This window comes from uncultured Pedobacter sp. (assembly GCF_913776295.1).
GTDB lineage: Bacteria > Bacteroidota > Bacteroidia > Sphingobacteriales > Sphingobacteriaceae > Pedobacter.
In genome coordinates, this window is sequence record NZ_CAJYOJ010000019.1 from 18291 (window position 1) to 38489 (window position 20199).

Here is a 20199-nt window from a genome sequence, read left to right on the forward strand (position 1 = left end):
GTGAAAGGTTTTAAACCCTACGCCCTAAACCTTAAACCCTACGCCTTTAACCTTACATAAGTATGTCTTACAAAAAGGATAATAAATTAAAAAGCAATTTCACATCCATCACGATTAGCTTATCGTCTCCGGAGATTATTTTGGAGCGTTCAAGCGGTGAGGTGTTGAAACCAGAAACCATTAACTACCGTACTTACAAACCTGAGCGTGATGGTTTGTTCTGTGAGCGTATTTTTGGTCCGGTAAAAGATTACGAATGTCATTGCGGTAAATACAAACGGATCCGTTACAAGGGTATTGTTTGTGACCGTTGTGGTGTGGAAGTAACTGAAAAGAAAGTACGTCGTGAGCGTATGGGACACATCGCTTTGGTGGTTCCTGTTGCGCACATCTGGTATTTCCGTTCTTTACCAAACAAAATCGGTTATTTATTAGGTTTGCCTACTAAAAAATTAGATTTAATTATCTATTACGAACGCTACGTAGTGATCCAATCAGGCTTAATGGCTGAAGAAGGTATCAACTACATGGATTTCTTAACTGAAGAAGAATATTTAGATATCTTAGATAAATTACCTAAAGAAAACCAATATTTAGATGATAAAGATCCTAATAAATTCATCGCCAAAATGGGTGCTGAAGCATTAGAAGATTTATTGAAACGTATTGATTTAGATACTTTATCTTACGACTTACGTCACCAGGCGGCTAACGAAACTTCTCAACAACGTAAAAATGAGGCTTTAAAACGTCTTCAGGTTGTTGAAGCTTTCCGTGGTGCCAATACACGTATTGAGAATCGCCCTGAGTGGATGATTGTTAAAATCGTTCCGGTTATTCCACCAGAATTACGTCCGTTGGTTCCTTTAGAAGGAGGTCGTTTCGCTACTTCAGATTTGAATGATTTATACCGTCGTGTGATTATCCGTAACAACCGTTTAAAACGTTTAATCGAGATTAAAGCACCGGAGGTAATTTTACGTAACGAAAAACGTATGTTGCAGGAAGCTGTAGATTCGTTGTTCGATAACTCACGTAAAGTGAACGCAGTAAAAACTGAAGGTAACCGTGCCCTGAAATCGCTTTCAGATATCCTGAAAGGTAAACAAGGTCGTTTCCGTCAGAACTTATTAGGTAAACGTGTGGATTATTCAGCTCGTTCGGTAATTGTTGTAGGGCCTAGCCTTAAATTACACGAGTGCGGTATTCCTAAAGATATGGCTGCTGAGCTTTACAAACCATTCATTATTCGTAAGATGATTGAGCGTGGTGTGGTAAAAACGGTTAAATCTGCTAAGAAAATCGTTGACAGAAAAGATCCGTTAGTTTGGGATATTTTAGAAAATGTATTGAAAGGTCACCCGGTATTATTAAACCGTGCACCTACGCTACACAGACTAGGTATTCAGGCTTTCCAGCCAAAATTAATTGAAGGAAAAGCGATCCAGTTACACCCATTAGTTTGTACCGCATTTAACGCCGATTTTGACGGTGACCAGATGGCTGTGCACTTACCATTAGGTAACGCAGCGATTTTGGAAGCCCAGGTATTAATGTTGGCTGCTCACAACATCTTAAACCCTGCAAACGGTACGCCGATTACAGTACCTTCACAGGATATGGTTTTGGGTCTTTATTATATTACTAAAGGCCGTAGAACAGATGAAACCAGAGTGGTTAAAGGTCAGGATTCTGCTTTCTATTCTCCAGAGGAAGTTATTATTGCTTATAACGAGAAAGAATTAGACTTGCATGCGTTTATCAAAGTAAGGGTAAATGTTAAACAAGCTGATGGTTCTATCGTTAATAAATTAACGGAAACTACTGTAGGTAGGGTATTGTTCAACCAAATGGTTCCTGAAGAGGTTGGTTACATCAATGAATTATTAACCAAAAAATCTTTAAGAGATATTATTGGTGAAGTAGTGAAAATGACCGGTATGGCCCGTGCTTCTCAATTCCTGGATGATATCAAAGAATTAGGTTTCAAAATGGCATTCCAGGGAGGTTTATCGTTCAATTTACAGGACGTAAACATTCCGGTAGAAAAACATACTTTATTAGAACAGGCTGCTGCTGAGGTTGAAGAGGTAAGAAACAACTATAACATGGGTTTCATTACCAACAACGAGCGTTACAATCAGATTATCGATATCTGGACCCGTATCAACAACAGGTTAACCACTTTCGTTATGACTCAGTTATCTTCAGATAACCAAGGTTTTAACTCGGTTTACATGATGCTTGATTCAGGTGCACGTGGATCTAAAGAGCAGATTCGTCAGCTTTGCGGAATGCGTGGTTTGATGGCGAAACCTCAAAAATCAGGTTCAGGTGGCGATATCATCGAAAACCCGATCTTATCAAACTTTAAAGAAGGTTTATCCGTATTAGAGTACTTTATCTCTACTCACGGTGCACGTAAAGGTTTGGCGGATACGGCGTTAAAAACGGCGGATGCGGGTTACTTAACCCGTCGTTTACACGATGTGGCACAGGATATGATTGTTAACGATGACGATTGTGGTACTTTAAGAGGTATGTACACAACGGCATTAAAAGATAACGAAGATATTGTTGAACCATTATATGAGCGTATTTTAGGTCGTACATCATTACACGATGTGTACAACCCATTAAATGGTGAATTGTTGGTAGCTGCCGGTCAGGATATTGATGAAGATGTAGCTAAAGCGATTGAAGAATCTCCGCTTGAAGGCATCGAGATCCGTTCGGTATTAACCTGCGAATCTAAACGTGGTGTTTGTGCATTATGTTATGGACGTAACTTAGCATCTGGTAAACGCGTTCAAAGAGGTGAGGCCGTTGGTGTAATTGCAGCACAATCAATCGGTGAGCCGGGTACACAGTTAACACTTCGTACTTTCCACGTGGGTGGTACTGCATCAAACATTGCTGCAGAATCAAATATCGTAGCTAAGTTTGATGGTGTAATCGAATTCGAAAACATCCGTACCGTAGATACACAAACAGAAGATGGTACCGTACAGGTAGTATTGGGCCGTTCAGGCGAGTTTAGAATTGTTGAGCCAGGAAGTGGTCGTGTGATCGTAACCAACAACATTCCTTACGGCGCTTTCTTATTTGTTAAAGAAGGTGATAAGGTAACCAAAGGCGATAAAATTTGTTCATGGGATCCATACAACGCGGTTATCCTATCAGAGTTTGCGGGTAAAGCACAATTTGATGCCATCATTGATGGTGTAACTTACCGCGAAGAATCTGATGAGCAAACCGGTCACCGCGAAAAAGTGATTATCGATACCCGTGATAAAACTAAAAACCCTTCTATTCAGATTGTTGATAAGAAAGGTGAGTTTATCAAAGGTTATAACATTCCGGTAGGTGCGCACGTTTCAGTTGATGAAGGTGAAGCGATCCAAACCGGTCAGATTATTGCTAAAATCCCACGTGCAACTGGTAAAACCCGCGATATTACGGGTGGTTTACCTCGTGTAACAGAATTATTTGAAGCCCGTAACCCATCTAACCCAGCTGTAGTAACTGAGATTGATGGTGTGGTAACTTTAGGTGGCGTTAAACGTGGTAACCGGGAGATTACAATCGAATCTAAAGATGGTGAAGTTAAAAAATACCTTGTTCCATTGTCGAAACACATCCTTGTACAGGATAACGACTTTGTGAAAGCCGGTATGCCATTATCTGATGGTTCAATTTCTCCTGCTGATATTCTTGCCATTAAAGGACCTGCTGCAGTTCAGGAATACTTAGTGAATGGTATCCAAGAGGTGTACCGTTTACAAGGTGTGAAAATTAATGATAAACATTTCGAGGTGATTGTTCACCAGATGATGCAGAAAGTTCACATTGAAGATCCGGGAGATACCATTTTCTTAGAAAACAATGCAGTAGACCGTTGGGACTTCTCAGAAGAAAACGATGCCATGTACGACAAGAAAGTTGTTGAAGATGCAGGCGATTCAACTGAATTCAAACCAGGTCAGATTGTATCGTTACGTAAATTAAGAGACGAAAACTCTCAATTAAAACGTAAAGATTTGAAACAGATTACGGTTAGAGATGCAAGACCAGCAACAGCAAGTTCTATCTTACAAGGTATTACCCGTGCATCATTAGGTACTAAATCGTTCATTTCTGCGGCTTCGTTCCAGGAAACTACAAAGGTACTAAATGAGGCAGCGATTGCAGGTAAACGCGATAACATGTTAGGCTTGAAAGAAAACGTGATCGTAGGTCACTTAATCCCTTCAGGTACTGGTGTACGTGGTTACGAGCGTATCATTGTAGGTTCTCAAGAAGAATACGACAAATTATTAGCTTCGAAACAAGAAGAAGTAGAAGCTTAATAGTTTTGATATTTTGTTTTAAAACTCCCTCTATATCGAGGGAGTTTTTTGTTTGGAATAGATTTTGTAACTTTAATGAAAAATTAAGCGCATGAGTGTTACAGAAATTCAACTTTTTCAGATCTTAAAAGCTAAACTAGGCGAACAAGAAGCAGAGCAGTTGGTTTCTTTTGTAAAAGCCGAGGTTAAATCTGAATTTGATAATAAACGTGAGGTCTTAGCTACAAAGGAAGATATAGCCAATATGCAAAAAACAATATATGTAGTAGGGTTGATTCAATTTTTAGCTATTATTGGATCAGTGATAGGAATTGTAAATTTTATGATAAAATAGGGATTTAAATAAGTTCTAATATTATATTCCAAATTCCGCCATTAAGCAGCGGAATTTTTTATTTTTGAGCCATTATGGAAGAACAACAAAACGAGAATCAATTAAATATAGAGTTATCAGAAGAAATTGCTGAAGGCATTTTTTCTAACCTGGCAATTATCACCCATTCCAATACGGAATTTGTATTGGATTTTATCCGCGTAATGCCGGGTATTCCTAAAGCAAAGGTGAAGTCGAGAATTATTCTGACTCCGGAACATGCAAAACGCTTGCTATCAGCATTGGAAGATAATATACAAAAATTCGAAGCTGTAAACGGGCGTATCAAAACCCAGGAAGAACCGCCATTTCCTATGGGTTTTGGTGGACCGACTGCCCAGGCGTAAAAACATATAAAATTCTTGCACGCAAATATTTGCTTACTATGTTAGCATAGTATATATTTGTATATAACCATTTATAAATGAAAAAAATTTTATTGAGCGTATTACTATCTGCTCCACTTTGGGTTTTGGGGCAGGGTTTCCAGGTTAATTTACAAGGTCAGAAGCAAATTGGTATGGCAGGTGCGGGTTCTGCACTGGCTTTAGATGAAGCTTCTGTATTTTATAATCCTGGTGCAGTTTCTTTCTTAGAGAAAAACTCAGTTTCAGCAGGTGTAAACCCATTATTATTTAAATCAGCCTTTAAACAAACAGGTTCTAACGTTACGGAGAATGTAAAAAATAAAATTGCTCCCCCTTTCGAATTTTATGCCGTTTGGGGTCCGAAATCGAATAAATGGAAACTGGGTTTAGGTGTTTATACACCATTTGGCGGTTTGGTTGATTGGGGAAATGACTGGTCTGGCAGATATGCATTAACCTCATTAAATTTAAAAGCTATTTATTTTCAGCCTACTTTAAGTATTAAAATTACCGATCGTATTGGTATTGGTGCTGGTTTTGTGTATAACCACGGTGATGTAAATCTTCAGCGGGCTTTACCTGTTAACTTTCCTGATGGACGGTCTGGACATGCTACCTTAGAAGGAACCGGAAAAGGTTATGGTTGGAATGCAGGTTTATACATTAAAACCTTGAGCAATATTTCATTTGCGCTTGTTCACAAATCGAAAGTAATTACCAAATTAGATAATGGTACCGCAGAATTTGATGTGCCAGGTTCATTAAGGTCTTCATTCCCTGCAGGAAACACCTTCAGTGCTGAATTACCTTTACCGTCAACCACAAGCCTGGGGGTAGGCATTCCACTATCGCAAAGCACAACATTGGCATTTGATGCCAGTTGGGTGCAATGGCATATTTACCAGGATTTATCATTTGATTATGCATCCAATACTCCGGCGTTGGCCGATACAAAGTCAGCCCGTAATTACCGTGATGGCTCATCATTTAAATTGGGTATTAATCACCAGGCTTCAGAAAAATTAGCTTTAAGGGCTGGTGTGGGTTATGCACTTTCACCTGTACAGGATGGTTATGTAACACCTGAAGCACCGGATGCCGATCGTTATATTTTGAGTGCTGGTTTAGGTTATACGCCTACCCGCCATTTCGAAGTCAATGCATCTTTCTTTTTTGAGGATGTTAAATCGCGTAAGCAAAGAAATATAGAAACTGGCCTGGATGGCACTTTTAAAACTTTGGTTTATGCACCGGGTATTTCATTAACTTATAAATGGTAGGAGAATTTAAGATGAAAAAATATATATTAAATAGTTTCATTGCTGCTGCCATTCTTTTCGCGGCAGCCTGCAAACCAGAAATTGAAACACCTGCGGGGACTACTGCTGGGCAAGCGAATTTCAGTAAGTACATTGCTGTGGGTAATTCATTAACTTCAGGTTATGCTGATGGTGGCTTATATTTGGAAGGCCAGAAGGTAGCTTACCCAAATTTAATTGCTGCAAAGATGTCTTCAGTAGGAGGAGGAGCTTTTACTTCTCCATTTTTTAATGAAGATCGTTCAAATGGATCAGGCTATTTGTCATTGTCTGCATTGGTTAACGGTTCTCCAACATTAACTCAAGTAACAGACAAATTGGCGTATAGAGATGCCGCAAAACATTTGGATAAATACAGCAGTGAAATCCAAAATTTGGGTATTCCTGGTATGCGTGTCGATTTATCTTTCGATCCGACACTTACTTTTAGTGCTGCCAATCCTTTTTTTGAGCGTTTATTAACTGATGCACAAGTAGGTAAAACCAATTATTTTCAATATATCCAGGGAAGAAACCATACCTTTTTCTCTATCTGGCTGGGGAATAATGATGTGTTAGGTTATGCTTTAAATGGTGCAGTAACCGTTCCGGGTGATCCGACTACTGTATTAACAGATAAAGTAACCTTTTCTTCGTTGTATGCCAATTTGTTAAATGCCTTAACCGCTGGAGGTCAGAAAGGTATTGTAGCCACTATTCCAGATGTAACGGCTATTCCTTATTTCAATACTGTTAAACCATCTCTGCTACTCGCTGCGGCAAAGGCTTCTAATCCGGCTGCTCAGGCTGTATTTATTCAAACAGGTACTGGTGCTGTGAGGGTAGCAACGGATGAGGATTTAATCCGTTTACCATTTCAGTCGGCCGGTTTATTTGGTCAGGGTACTATTCCTTATGGGTTGCATCCGCTAAATCCAATTGCAAACAGTTGGGTATTGGATAAAGATGAGGTGATTAAAGTAAAAGATTACGTAAATAGCTATAACAGTAGTATCAAATCTATTGCAACCAGCAAAGGGTTAGCGATAGCAGACACTTATGCTTACTTCAATCAGGTAAAAGCTGGTGTAGTGGTACAAGGTATCGGTATCAATGCTGCCTTTATTTCAGGTGGTGCTTTCTCTTTAGATGGGATTCATTTAACGCCTCGCGGAAATGCAGTAATTGCGAATGTATTTATCGATGCCATTAATGCGAAATATGGCTCTACAATCCCTACGGTTGATGTTACGCAATATAGGGGAGTGAAATTTCCTGATTCAAAATAAGATTCCGGAATTTATGAGAAAGGGAAGTATTTTATGCTTCCCTTTTTTATTTGTCGGTTATTTTACGCTCAATAAAATTGATAATTGCTGTTCCTTGATGAGGCTCAAACCAGTTGATTTCCTCATCTCTCCTAAACCAGGTAAGCTGACGTTTGGCAAAACGGCGGGTATTCTGTTTAATGGCAGAAACTGCATCTTCAAAAGAATGTTTTCCATCCAGGTAATCAAAAAGCTCACTATAACCTACTGTATTTAAAGCATTGTATTTTCTGAATGTGAGGAGCGATTTTACTTCATTTACTAAGCCATCTGCCATCATCTGATCTACTCTTCTGTTGATCCGATCATAAAGAACAGCGCGATCGGTATTTAATCCAATTTTGATGATGTTGAACGGTCTTTCCTTTTTGGTTGCCGAAAGCATTGATGAAAGTTTCTGACCTGTTGATAAATACACCTCTAAACCTCTGATCATTCTTTGTGGATTTTGTTGATCTACTTTTGCAAAATACTCAGGATCTAATTCGGACAATTGATTTTGGATAGCCGCTAAACCTTCTTCTTCGAATTGTTTATTTAATTTTTCCCTGATCGATAAATCGATATCGGGCATGTCATCCAAACCATTTATCAAAGCATTTACATATAATCCCGAACCCCCGACCATTATCGCTACCTCATGTTCTTTGAAAATTTCATCCAGCTTGTTTAGTCCTTCAACCTCAAAATCGCCGGTACTGAATAGTTGCGATACAGAATGTGAATCAATAAAATGATGCTTTGCCGCTGCCAGTTCTGTTGCATTGGGTTTTGCGGTACCTATAGCCATTTCCCTAAAAAACTGACGTGAATCTGCAGAGATAATTTCGGTGCCGAAATGTTGGGCCAGTTGAATAGCCAGGGCTGTTTTGCCTATCGCAGTGGGGCCAACTACAGCTATTAAAGTTTTTGTTTTCGGGGCTTGAGGCATGAAGCTTGGTATAAAATAAAAGCTGCCAAATTTAAATATTTGGCAGCTTTTTGCATTTATTATCTTGTTGCTAATTAATAGTCGTCTTTATGGCTATCATCTTCGAAATGATCGTCATCAGAAAACTCATCTTCAAATTCGTCGTCTTCATTTTCTTCTTCTTCGTCTCTTTCTTCCTCATTGATGCCCATATCGCCCATGGCTTCTAATTCGTCGGTGTCTTCAGGCACGAAGTTCATTTCGTTTAAGAAATCAAATTCGCTGGATGCCGCTGCAGCGCCTCTCGGATCAACAGCTTGTGGACTATTCTGCTCCATTATTTTCGGTGCCTCACCAATGCTTTTAGCTAAAAATGGATATTCGATATTAGGGTCGGCATCAAGAACAATTTTCACCAGTTCTACATGGAAATCATAGGGGCGATCGAAATTATAGATATAATAAAACTTTTGATGTGGATCTTCAATAAAACCGCTCAGTTTTGAATTTTCCATTAAAACTACACGATCTTTTTTACGTTCGTTCGGTAAATAAGCAATTTCATCACCTTTTAACCAATTATCAGTACTTACATAAAAAGATGAAGGTTTTTCGGCATTGTAACCTGTCGATCTATGGATTGCTTTATGCAGATCTTCAAATGTTTGGTTTGATTTAATGTCGATCTCTCTCACAACATCATCAAAATCTTCAAAAGTAATTCTAAATTTATAAATAGCCATTATTTTATTTTGGAATCGTAAAAATAAAGTTAATTTGTAATTACCGCAAACACGATGTCCCATAAAAGACACCTTATTTATATTGTTACGGCAATCAAATTATTTATTAACAGGATATAACCCCATTTGTTTTGCCTGATTAAGCATAAAATTAAAGGCTTCCTGATAATCGTTGGTGATTTCTCCTTCCAGTATGGCCTCACGAATGGCATTCTTTATCAGGCCGACTTCTCTCCCCGCATCGAGGCCAAAAGTTTCCATAATATCGTTACCTGTAATTGGAGGTTGCCAGTTTCTGATTTTATCCCGTTCTTCAACATCTTTAAGCTTTTGCTTTACCAGTTCAAAGTTGTTTCGGTATTTGGCTTTCTTGTATTCATTTTTGGTCGTTACATCGGCATTGCAGAGCAGCATCAGGCTTTCAATTTCTTCTCCTGCATCAAAAAGCAATCGCCTTACGGCAGAATCTGTAACTGTTTCCTGTGCTAGTACAATTGGGCGTAAATGAAGCTGAACCAATTTTTGCACATACTTCATTTTTTCATTTAAAGGGAGTTTCAGCTGTGCAAATATTTTTGGAACCATCCGTGCCCCTCTGTCTTCATGGCCGTGGAATGTCCAGCCATGGCCTTCTTCAAAACGTTTAGTAGCCGGTTTGGCAATATCATGTAAAATAGCCGCCCAACGCAACCATAAGTCATCCGTGTCCGCGCAAATATTATCCAATACTTCCAGCGTATGGTAAAAATTGTCTTTATGTCCTTTTCCTTTTATAATTTCCACGCCATGAAGCTGTGCCATTTGAGGAAAAATGAGTTGCAATAATCCGGTATCGAAGAGGTATTTAAAGCCAATAGAAGGCTTTTTCGAGAGGATGATTTTATTCATCTCATCGGTAATCCGTTCTTTTGATACAATGCCAATACGGTGTTTTTGTGTTTTTATAGCCTGAAGTGCGGCCTCATCAATATCAAAATTAAGTTGTGAAGCGAAGCGGATGGCCCGCATCATGCGTAAAGGATCGTCTGAAAAAGTAATTTCCGGGTCGAGCGGTGTACGGATCAGCTTATTTTCCAGATCTTTGATCCCGTCAAAGGGGTCCAGTAATTCACCAAAACGATCGGCATTTAAATTGATTGCCAAGGCGTTGATGGTAAAATCCCTGCGGAGCTGGTCGTCTGCTAAAGTACCGTCTTCCACAATGGGTTTACGCGAATCAGAGCGGTAAGATTCTTTCCGGGCACCAACAAACTCAATTTCCAAATCCTGAAATTTGATATTTGCCGTGCCGAAATTTTTAAAAACGGCCACCCTAGTATTCAGTTTTCTGCCAATAGCCTCAGCATAGGCTATTCCGCTGCCTACAACAACAACATCAATATCTTTTGAAGGGCGATCTAAAAATAAATCGCGAACAAATCCTCCGATTACGTATGCTTCGGTATTGTTCTTATCTGCAATTTGTGATAAGGTTTTAAATATTGGATGTTGTAGGTGTTGCTGCATAAAAATGATTTCGTCATGCTGGTCCGATAGCTGACTATTGGATTTATTTCAGCATCTATTAAAAAATAACCTGGTGACGAATTACTTAATGATGCGAAATTAATAAAAACTATTGAGGCTTACCTCCTGATAAATTCAAACTGTCCGCCGGGAGACAGTTTCATGATGGTTGATGGTTTTTTGCCGGTCCGGTTTTCCTGTTCAAAATCGACAACATAATCAACAGCGTTGATAATTTCAGAATCAATGTCGTCAAAGAATTTTGGAGACGGCTGTCCGCTTAAATTTGCAGAGGTAGAAACGATAGGTTTTCTAAAACGTTGGATTAATGGTGTACAAAAATCGTGTTTAACAATCCGTATACCTATACTTCCATCGGTATTTATTACATTTTGAGCCAGATTTTTAGCATTTGAGAAAACAATAGTTAGCGGGTTTTCTGCATATTCGATCAGATCATAAGCTACTTCGGGTATTTCGCCAACATAACTCTGCAATTTGCTATCTACGTCCAATAAAACAATTAGGCTCTTTTCTGGAGGGCGGTTTTTAATTTTAAGTACTTTATCTACCGCTTCCGGATTTGTTGCATCGCAACCTATTCCCCAAATGGTGTCGGTAGGATAGAGGATCACCCCGCCCGATTTTAATACTTCTAATGCATTGTTAATCTCTTCTCTTAACATTTTGCAAAGTTAACTCATAAAGCTTAAGTTCAGTAATGTACCTATAAAAGAATTTTAGAATCTGTATATTTTCTGTTTCACCCGGCTGTTACGTTTCGACACAATAAATTGATTTTAATCACACATTATTAAATGGGACACATTTAAAACGGGGAGTTTTTCCTTGATCATTCAGCAATTAATCCAATTGTAAAATATTTAGTCTGAGTGATATAACGTTAAAACATAATTAAATAGAAATCGTTTTATAGATAACAATCTGATTGTAAAAAATGTTAAATGATTTACCATTTGGTTTGCAAGATCGTTATATTTATGACAGGTTATTTAGACAACAACGCACAAAATGAGAACAGCACAAAAATTATTAATGCTTTTTACAGTGGTATTGGCATTAGCAGGATGTACAACACTCCGCACCGCATCAGACTATGATAAAGATGTTGATTTAAGCGGTTATAAAACTTACAATTTTTACGATAAGGGTATTGCAAGGATTAAGCTCAACAATTTAGATAAACGCAGATTAATGGCTGCGGTTGAATCTGAAATGAATGCAAAAGGCTTTACCAAATCCGATCGCCCGGATATGTTGGTTAACTTGGTGGTGGTTGCCCGTGAAAAAACCGATATATATGGCCCGGGTTATTACGGCGGCTGGGGATGGGGCTGGCGTGGCGGCTGGGGAAATCCTTTCTGGGGCGGCGGCGGAACCTTTGTGAACCAGTATATTGATGGTACCATCATTATCGATTTCCTGGATCCAGCCAAAAAGATTTTATTCTGGCACGGACAGGGATCAGGTTTTAACCTCGATAACTTTAATAAAAGAGAACAACGTTTGTATACCGGTGTGAAAGAAATATTGGCGCAATACCCATCAAATGGTGTTACCGCCAAATAAGCGGTAGAAATTAAATTTGCAAGAGGGCTGTTGAATTTTAAATAATTCCAGCCCTTTTTGTCTTTATACAATCTGTTTAAACTTAAACCTAACATTCGCGGAAAGCCAGGAATCCGATCCTTCATCGGATGAGGACTTGTAGCATTGGCAGGACTAACGTTTATACTAGCAGGATCTTTGCTTTTCAAATATAAAACCAAATTTCTGCAATTGCCCCTAAATTACGGGCTCAAAATACGCCGTACTACGGGAATATCGGGCGTGCGAAGGCATTGTCTTTTAAAGAGATAGATAACAAGTCATCAATTGCTGTGTAACTACAGAGCTATTGAATTTTTGAACAAATTCCAAACCTTTTTCTCTCATCTCTTTTTGCAGCTGAGTACTTTCCAGGATTTGATTAATGGCTTTTGTGAGTCCGGTAGCATCATTTGGAGATATGTATAGACTATCAGGGCCGCCAGCTTCCTCCAGGCATGAGCCTGTTGCCGCAACCACCGGAACGCCGGAATATAGCGCTTCAATGATGGGTATGCCAAAACCCTCGTATAAAGATGGATAAACAAAAACACTGGCCATTTGGTAAATGCCAGGCAAATCGGCAAAAGGAATATTTTTTAAAAATAAGATCCTGTTTTTAAGACCAAGCTTTTCTATTTCTTTCTCCACGCTTTTAAAATAGGGGGTTTGTTTGCCTATCACCACTAGTTTATAATCGTCATCTAGGTCTTTTAAAGCCCGGACAACCAATTTTAAATTTTTACGTTCTTCAATGGTGCCCACATTCAGCAGATATTGATCAGGCAATTTATAGGTTGCCTTAATCCTGCTTAATGTTTCTTTTGGAAAGGGTTTTTTAAAGCTGTCGTCGCAGCTTTGGTAAATCACTTCAATCTTTTCAGGGTTGATTCCATACAGATCGATAATATCTTGCTTGGTTTTTCCGCTAATGGCGATAATTTTATTGGCACGTTTGCAGGCAGATTTACTTTTCCATTCATACAATTTCCGGTCAATAAATTGATAATACTGAGGAAAGCGAAGAAAAATCAAATCGTGTATGGTAACGATGGATTTAATCCGGGTATGCTGTATGGCCAGTGGGATTTCATGACTAAGGCCATGAAATATCTGGCATTCGTCTTGACTTAAATCTTTAAGAATGTTTAACGTTCTCCATAAAAAAGGCCCGCTTTTAGGAAGTTTTAATTTGATGTTTTCTTTTTCAAAAAAAGCATCTATCTGTCTGACGGATTTTACTTTTGGTGCATAAACCAAATACTCGTGTTCAGGAAACTGATCCGCCAGATGCTCAATTAAAGAACGGCTGTAATTGCCAAGTCCGGTTAAGTTATTGGCAGCACGCTTGCCGTCGTATCCTATTTTCATTAGAGGTTTATGGTTTGAGGCATAAGGTGTAAGGTCCTGATGTTTACCTTACACCCTAAACCTTACGCCTTTTACCGTTTTAAACGGCTACATTATTCTCTCTCAACGCATCGTTAAGTGAGGTTTTTTTATCTGTGCTTTCTTTACGTTTACCAATAATCAAAGCACACGGTACCTGATATTCGCCAGCCGGGAATTTTTTGGTATAACTTCCTGGTATCACAACTGAACGAGCAGGAACAACACCTTTGTATTCAACAGGAGTTGGGCCGGTAACATCGATAATTTTGGTTGAAGCTGTTAAAACTACATTGGCACCGAGAACGGCTTCTTTTTCTACTTTAACGCCTTCTACAACAATAGCCCTCGAACCTAAAAAGGCATCATCTTCGATAATAACCGGAGCGGCTTGTACAGGTTCTAAAACACCACCAATACCTACACCGCCACTTAAGTGAACGCGTTTACCAATTTGAGCACAAGAACCAACGGTGGCCCAGGTATCAACCATGGTACCTTCATCAACATAAGCACCAATGTTTACGTAAGATGGCATCATGATTACACCTTTTGCCAAAAACGAACCATAACGTGCGCTTGCCATAGGCACCACCCGAACACCGGTTGTTTTGTAATCGGTTTTTAATTCCATTTTATCATGGTAAACAAAAGGACCGCTTTTAATTTCTTTCATCTCACGGATCGGGAAATATAAAATTACTGCCTTTTTTACCCATTCATTAATGCCCCAAGAGTTTAAAACTGGTTCAGCTACACGGATTTCGCCTTTATCCAAACCTTGAATTACGGTTTCGATGGCTTCGCAATAGTTACTATATTGTAAAAGTGCTCTGTCTTCCCAAGCGGCTTCAATTAATTTCTTTAAATCTGAATACATGATGTTTTTTAATTTTACGCAAAATAAATCAATTTTTGTTTATTAAAGGGTTTATTGTATAAATTGTTTTGTTCCTGGGTTAACCGGTTAATTGTTTCAATCGATTAACTGTTGAAAGCCGTATCTACAATTAACCGATTAACCAGTTTATACAGTTAACCTAATTGCGTACTTTTGTATTTGATGACAGAGACAGAAAAACTTCGGATAGATAAATATTTATGGGCCATCAGGCTGTTTAAAACCAGGAGTTTGGCTACAGATGCCTGTAAAGCGGGTAGAGTAAAGCTCAAGGGCCAGAATATCAAACCTTCGGCTATTGTAAAGGTTGGTGATGTTTACCAGGTATCAAAAGGTATCGAGAAGAAAGTTATAGAAGTAGTAGAACTTTCCTACAACAGAACAGATTCGCCAACAGCCTTAACGAAATATAAAGATTTAACACCTGTTGAAGAAACGCATGCTTTTAAATCTGCTTTTCATGCGCCAACGCTTAAACGCGATCGGGGAACAGGACGTCCAACTAAGAAAGATCGTCGTGAAACCGATGATCTGATTGAAGGAATGTTTGACGAAGATTAGTTAGGTTCCAGTTTCCAGTTTACAATTTACGGTTTTCAGTTTTTTGTGAATTGGCAACTGCGTACTGTAAATCCGACCTAAGTTATCAGGTCAGTTTTGAGTATTTAATTTCCGGTTTTCAGTTTTTTGTGAATTGGCAACTGTGTACTGTAAATCTGACCTAAGTTATCAGGTCAGTTTTGAGTATTTAATTTCCGGTTTTCAGTTTCTTGCGAATTGGCAACTGCATACTGCAAACTAAAATACCTCATTCTGTAACTCATCATAGCAGTTTTACCCAGTTTTTCGATCAATTTATAATTCGCAACAGCTCCCACTGCTGCACCCACAAAGGGTAACATCTGCGCAAGTTTGGCTAAATCGATGTAATCACGGTACTGTTGCTGAAAAGTGAGCCAGTCAAATTCATCAATATTGGTCGGTAATAAGTGCGCCTGATCATCCCAATCCTGCATTTTGATGAACACGTTCTGGCTTTCTTCTTTACTTGAAAAGGCCAGTTGAAAAATGTGTAGAATGTACAAACGTTCGCGGTAATCTTTAACATCATACCCGTAAACAGCGGCTATATCAAAAAGCATTTTCATTTTTATTCCTAATAATAACGGAAAATCAGCCAGGCTCATTAAAAAACCACCTGCACCTGTAATTCCACCTTCTGCAGCACCTGTTTTTTTATAATTTTCAATCTTTTGCTTAATTAATGCCTCCCGGTGCATCAATGTTAAATCGGTAACGGGTTTCGAAGTGGTAAAAGTAGAACCAAATAATACCGCCTTCACCATTTGTTTTATGGCGGAAGTTATGGCGTCATGAACCTTATCAGGTATATAGCTGTTTATTTTCTTTTGCACTTTATCAGTCACCTTATTTAAAAGAGAAGGCTTCTGTAAAGTTTTGAACTTCCAGAAATCCAGTTCGCTCCTGATTTTTTGTTCGTAGGTCATACTTACCATCATGCAATAATTATTCCTTAAAATTTGACAAAAAATAACTATGAATAATGACAAATAAACTATGTATTTAGTTCATCTAATTCAAATCTAATCCTTTCATGATGAAAACCTTAAAATTGTTCTGTGTACTGGTGTTGGCTGCTGGAGCGGTTAATGCGCAAGGGGTGAAATTTTCTGCTGATCAACCTGCGGCAGGAAGTACTGTGAAATTTACCTATGATCCAAAAGGGACCAATCTCGAAAATCTGGCCGATGTAAAATGTACCGGTTATACTTTTTTTACTACAACCAATCCAAAAAGCAGGAAAGTGGAGCTGGTAAAAGAAGGGGCAATTTATAAAGGGAAAATTTCTACTCCGGATAGCGTTACGGTGGTTGGACTTGCTTTTTCATGTGGCGATCAGAAAGATGAAGCTCCTGCCGGTTACCTCCTTGAATTTACCAAAGGAGGGAAAATACCTGCCGAAGCCTTTCTTAATAAAGCCTTTCTATACGGATTGGCAGGGAATTATTATTTGGGACTTACCATCGATCCCGAAAAAGCAGTTTCTTTATATCATCAGGCATTCGCCTTAAAGCCAGAGCTCAAAAGGAAAAACCTGCAACAGTACCTGTCACTCGAGTATAAAGCAGATAGGGATAAGGGTACAAAGCTCATCAACGAGAACATTTCAGCTTTATCTAAATTAAAAGAACCTAAAGAAGAAGATTTGAGCACTGTGATCGGATTGTATTCACTGTTAAAGAAAAAAATACAAGCGGATTCAGTTAAAGCCATTGTGCTTAAAAAATATCCAACCGGAAATTATGCCTGGAATGATGGGATGAATTCACTTTACGGCACAAAAGATTTTGCTGCACAAATACAGAAAGCAGAAGAACTGATCGCAAGATTTAAACTCGATCAAAGCAAAAAGGTTGATGTAAATAAACTGAACGCTGTTTATGGCATGATGGCAAATAGCGCCATAAAAGCCAGGGATCTGGATAAGTTTCCATATTATGCCGAGAAAGTAGCCGATAAAATGACAAGAGCAAGCCTCTATAACAGTTTTGCCTGGTCAGCTGCGGAGAAAAAGGAAAATGTTGATTTGGCTGCAAAACTTTCCAGGCAATCGCTCGAACTTATAGAAGCGTCACGAAATGATGAGCTGCCAAAATATTATAATACCAAAGAAGACTACCTTAAATACTTAGATGGCGCTTATGGTATGTATGCTGATACATATGCTTTGTTGCTTTATCATCAGGGTAAATTTAAAGAAGCATTGGCTGCACAAGAGAAAGCCTTACCGATGTATGCAAGTGTTCCGCCCGATGTTGCTGAGCGTTACGTTACTTACCTGATTAAGGATGGACAAAATGATAAAGCCTATACAGAGGCGGAAAAGTTAATCAAAGATGGTAAAGCCACTGATTCGTTAAAGGCTGATTTTAAGAGGCTTTACAGTACCCTGAAAAAGGAAGGAACTTACGAAACTTACATTGCTAATTTAGAAAAGTTAGCGCTAGAAAAAGAAAGAGCCGCGTGGACCAAAAAAATGATCAATATCCCTGCACCTGCATTTTCATTAACGAATTTAAAAGGTGAAAAAGTTAGCTTAGCCAGCTTAAAAGGTAAAATCGTGATTTTAGATTACTGGGCAACCTGGTGCGGCCCTTGTGTAGCTTCTTTTCCGGGTATGCAAAAAGCTATGGCTAAATATTCTGGCAACCCCAATGTGGTGTTTTTGTTTGTAAATACCTGGCAAAATGAGTACAACCGTGAAAAAGTGGTTACTGATTTTATTGCCGAGAAGAAATATAATTTTAACGTGTTATACGATACAAAGAATGCAAAAGACCCCTCAAAATTTGACGTAGTAAGCGCTTATAAAGTTGATGGAATCCCGACCAAATTTGTGATAGATGGTGATGGCAATGTCAGGTTTAAGGCCGTAGGTTTCTCAGGCTCTGATGATGGTGTGGTAAAAGAAATAGATGCAATGGTTGGATTATTGGCTTCTAAAGAATCGAGTAAATAAACGCCTCATTTACAACAAAGGTGCTGAATGATCGGCACCTTTTGTTGTTTAATAATCTACCCGCATCGGCGATGTTTCCCATAATCTGAAGGCTGCTAAAGCTTCATCACGCATTAGCTGTATTACTGGCAGGCTTCTGTTTTCCATTGCTTTATCCAGCTCGTCGTAAATGAATTTATCGCTAAAACCAATATGCTCAGCATCAACTTTTGTATTGGCATAATAAATGGTATCAATTTTTGCCCAGTAAATGGCACCTAAACACATTGGGCAAGGTTCGCAGCTGGTATAAATTACACATCCACTTAAATCGAAAGTATTTAATTCGGTACAGGCCAGCCTGATGGCCGAAACCTCAGCATGTGCCGTCGGATCGTTGGTTGAAGTTACTTTGTTGGCCGATTTGGCAACCAGTTTACCATCTTTCACGATTACTGCACCAAATGGTCCGCCCATGCACCCGCTTACATTCTGTACCGATAGGTCGATGGCCATTTGCATATATTCCTGATGTTGTTTTTCCATGTTTATTGTGTTTAGGATAATGGCTTGCCTGCCTTGATTTTAAAAGCTCAGTACAAAAAAAATGCCCCGATTTTCTCGGGGCATCAACATTAAAATATTTTTCAAATTATTTTTTGCTGTATTCTGCATTTAAGCCTTTAATTACTTCTGAAGTTACATCCAAACTTTCATCGGCAAATAAAATAGCACTGTTACCTTTTGAGTAAGTTAATACCATTTTATAACCTTTTTGTTTAGCATAACCTTTCAGGTAATCTGCTACTTTATCATAAAGTTTTTCATTTTCAGCAGCTTGTTCATTTTGTAAAGCACCGCCAGCATTCTGTTGGTAAGTTTGTAACTCTTGTTGTTTACGTGCTAAACGTTCTTCGGTACTTTTGCGTTGATCGGCTGATAAAGTTTGTGCTGATTGTTGGTATTGTGCTACCTCTCTTTGAAAAGCCTGACCTTTAGCCTGCATATCTGCCTGAGCATTTTTAGTTTTACCTTCAAATTTCACCTTAAGATCTTTGAAGTATTCATATTTTGTAAGTAATGAGTCGGAATTCACATACACAATTTTCTCAGTTGGAGAAACCGCCGCAGGAGTACCCTCTGTTTTTTTAGTTTCAGTAGTTTTAGTGTCTTTGTTCTGGCATGCAGAGAAAGCAGTGATCAAAGTTGCCGCTGCAAGTAAACCAAAGGTTTTAAAGGTTCTTCTTTCCATTCTTGTTTAATAAATTTTAGCAAACTTATATAAATTAGTTTTGATATGCAATTTAAAGAAAGGTCTATTCTGATAGAAGGTTGCTTTGCGTCTGGCGCTGGGCATTAAGCGTTTAATTTATTCATCGCTAAGCGCCTAACGCCAGTCGCTCAATCTGGATCGCAGTGATTTGAAAAGCAAGAGCTGTGTTTCAAACGGTTGCTTGCCCTGCTGTACGCTGTAGCCCTCATACTTCGGGGCTGCCGCTTCCATCAGGTTTAAGGGGCGCAGAATGTGCTACTATTGGGGTTGCATGTAGCCGAGGCCAGATTTGTAAAACCAAACGTTCCTACCGAATGAAAACTGCAATTAAACCATTGGCCGCCACCCATGAAGCGTCCCTAACGGGACGGCAGGCTGGTATAGTTTTTAGGTCCTTCTTTATAATTCCTTGTTGCAGGTAACGTCAATTCTAACCAAATACAAAGGATGCTCACGGATATAATCTGCGGGCTTCTCCGTGATTTAAAAAAACGTTATCATATTAACTAGTCGTTCCTTAAAAAGTCATTGAACAAAGATTGTATCATATTTTGGTTGTTTGATGAATGTTTTTACGAGCTGAACAAAGCTTAAAAAAAGCGCCCAAAGATGATCTTTCCAGATATTCATGAT

Annotated in this window: 17 protein-coding genes; 8 read left to right on the plus strand and 9 right to left on the minus strand. The window is 38.8% G+C overall.

All coding sequences use genetic code 11. The features are described 5' to 3' along the window. Positions 1–62: 62 nt before the first annotated feature. The 5 genes from rpoC to QZ738_RS04080 all read left to right on the plus strand — a co-directional run bounded on the left by rpoC (position 63) and on the right by QZ738_RS04080 (position 7677). Entirely contained in the window at positions 63–4349 is a 4287-nt protein-coding gene (rpoC, locus tag QZ738_RS04060; RefSeq protein WP_293784879.1) for a DNA-directed RNA polymerase subunit beta', read from the plus strand. A gap of 91 nt (positions 4350–4440) precedes the next feature. After that, the gene (locus QZ738_RS04065) at positions 4441–4683 is read left to right on the plus strand and encodes a hypothetical protein (RefSeq protein ID WP_293784882.1); all 243 of its coding nucleotides are present in this window, start codon (positions 4441–4443) and stop codon (positions 4681–4683) included. Between the two features lie 74 nt (positions 4684–4757). Continuing rightward, the gene (locus QZ738_RS04070; RefSeq protein ID WP_029279713.1) at positions 4758–5069 is read left to right on the plus strand and encodes a DUF3467 domain-containing protein; all 312 of its coding nucleotides are present in this window, start codon (positions 4758–4760) and stop codon (positions 5067–5069) included. Positions 5070–5146: 77 nt separating this feature from the next. Then, positions 5147–6370, plus strand: a complete 1224-nt coding sequence (locus QZ738_RS04075; RefSeq protein WP_293784885.1) for an OmpP1/FadL family transporter — start codon at positions 5147–5149, stop codon at positions 6368–6370. A gap of 11 nt (positions 6371–6381) precedes the next feature. After that, positions 6382–7677 (plus strand): SGNH/GDSL hydrolase family protein, encoded by a 1296-nt coding sequence (locus tag QZ738_RS04080; protein ID WP_293784888.1) that lies wholly within the window; start codon positions 6382–6384, stop codon positions 7675–7677. 46 nt (positions 7678–7723) lie between these two features. Here QZ738_RS04080 and miaA read toward each other — a convergent pair whose 3' ends face one another. From miaA to QZ738_RS04100, 4 genes are all read right to left on the minus strand, one after another. Then, positions 7724–8647, minus strand: a complete 924-nt coding sequence (gene miaA / locus QZ738_RS04085) for a tRNA (adenosine(37)-N6)-dimethylallyltransferase MiaA (protein ID WP_293784891.1) — start codon at positions 8645–8647, stop codon at positions 7724–7726. Between the two features lie 74 nt (positions 8648–8721). Beyond that, positions 8722–9369: a hypothetical protein gene (locus QZ738_RS04090; protein WP_293784894.1), complete on the minus strand. Its 648-nt coding sequence runs from the start codon at positions 9367–9369 to the stop codon at positions 8722–8724. Between the two features lie 99 nt (positions 9370–9468). Then, positions 9469–10875 (minus strand): HD domain-containing protein, encoded by a 1407-nt coding sequence (locus tag QZ738_RS04095; RefSeq protein ID WP_293784897.1) that lies wholly within the window; start codon positions 10873–10875, stop codon positions 9469–9471. Between the two features lie 119 nt (positions 10876–10994). Continuing rightward, entirely contained in the window at positions 10995–11561 is a 567-nt protein-coding gene (locus QZ738_RS04100) for an L-threonylcarbamoyladenylate synthase (RefSeq protein ID WP_293784900.1), read from the minus strand. 346 nt (positions 11562–11907) lie between these two features. Here QZ738_RS04100 and QZ738_RS04105 point away from each other — a divergent pair, with 346 nt between their 5' ends. Next, positions 11908–12465 carry a DUF4136 domain-containing protein gene (locus tag QZ738_RS04105; RefSeq protein ID WP_293784903.1) on the plus strand — a complete coding sequence of 186 codons (558 nt, stop codon included), beginning with the start codon at positions 11908–11910 and terminating at the stop codon, positions 12463–12465. 279 nt (positions 12466–12744) lie between these two features. On the opposite strand, the gene QZ738_RS04110 is transcribed toward QZ738_RS04105, so the two are convergent. Both QZ738_RS04110 and QZ738_RS04115 read right to left on the minus strand, forming a co-directional pair. Continuing rightward, positions 12745–13854 carry a glycosyltransferase family 1 protein gene (locus tag QZ738_RS04110; protein ID WP_293784906.1) on the minus strand — a complete coding sequence of 370 codons (1110 nt, stop codon included), beginning with the start codon at positions 13852–13854 and terminating at the stop codon, positions 12745–12747. Between the two features lie 79 nt (positions 13855–13933). Then, entirely contained in the window at positions 13934–14752 is an 819-nt protein-coding gene (locus tag QZ738_RS04115) for a 2,3,4,5-tetrahydropyridine-2,6-dicarboxylate N-succinyltransferase (RefSeq protein ID WP_293784909.1), read from the minus strand. A gap of 183 nt (positions 14753–14935) precedes the next feature. On the opposite strand from QZ738_RS04115, the gene QZ738_RS04120 reads away from it, so the two are divergent. After that, complete coding sequence (locus QZ738_RS04120; protein ID WP_293784912.1) at positions 14936–15334, plus strand: RNA-binding S4 domain-containing protein; 399 nt, start codon at positions 14936–14938, stop codon at positions 15332–15334. Positions 15335–15507: 173 nt separating this feature from the next. Here QZ738_RS04120 and QZ738_RS04125 read toward each other — a convergent pair whose 3' ends face one another. After that, positions 15508–16281 (minus strand): EcsC family protein, encoded by a 774-nt coding sequence (locus QZ738_RS04125; RefSeq protein ID WP_293784915.1) that lies wholly within the window; start codon positions 16279–16281, stop codon positions 15508–15510. 107 nt (positions 16282–16388) lie between these two features. On the opposite strand from QZ738_RS04125, the gene QZ738_RS04130 reads away from it, so the two are divergent. Then, positions 16389–18314: a redoxin domain-containing protein gene (locus QZ738_RS04130; protein WP_293784918.1), complete on the plus strand. Its 1926-nt coding sequence runs from the start codon at positions 16389–16391 to the stop codon at positions 18312–18314. Positions 18315–18362: 48 nt separating this feature from the next. Here QZ738_RS04130 and QZ738_RS04135 read toward each other — a convergent pair whose 3' ends face one another. After that, positions 18363–18839, minus strand: coding sequence for a nucleoside deaminase (locus QZ738_RS04135; RefSeq protein WP_293784921.1), 477 nt, complete (start codon positions 18837–18839; stop codon positions 18363–18365). Positions 18840–18945: 106 nt separating this feature from the next. Beyond that, positions 18946–19545 (minus strand): OmpH family outer membrane protein, encoded by a 600-nt coding sequence (locus QZ738_RS04140; RefSeq protein ID WP_293784924.1) that lies wholly within the window; start codon positions 19543–19545, stop codon positions 18946–18948. Positions 19546–20199 lie beyond the last annotated feature (654 nt).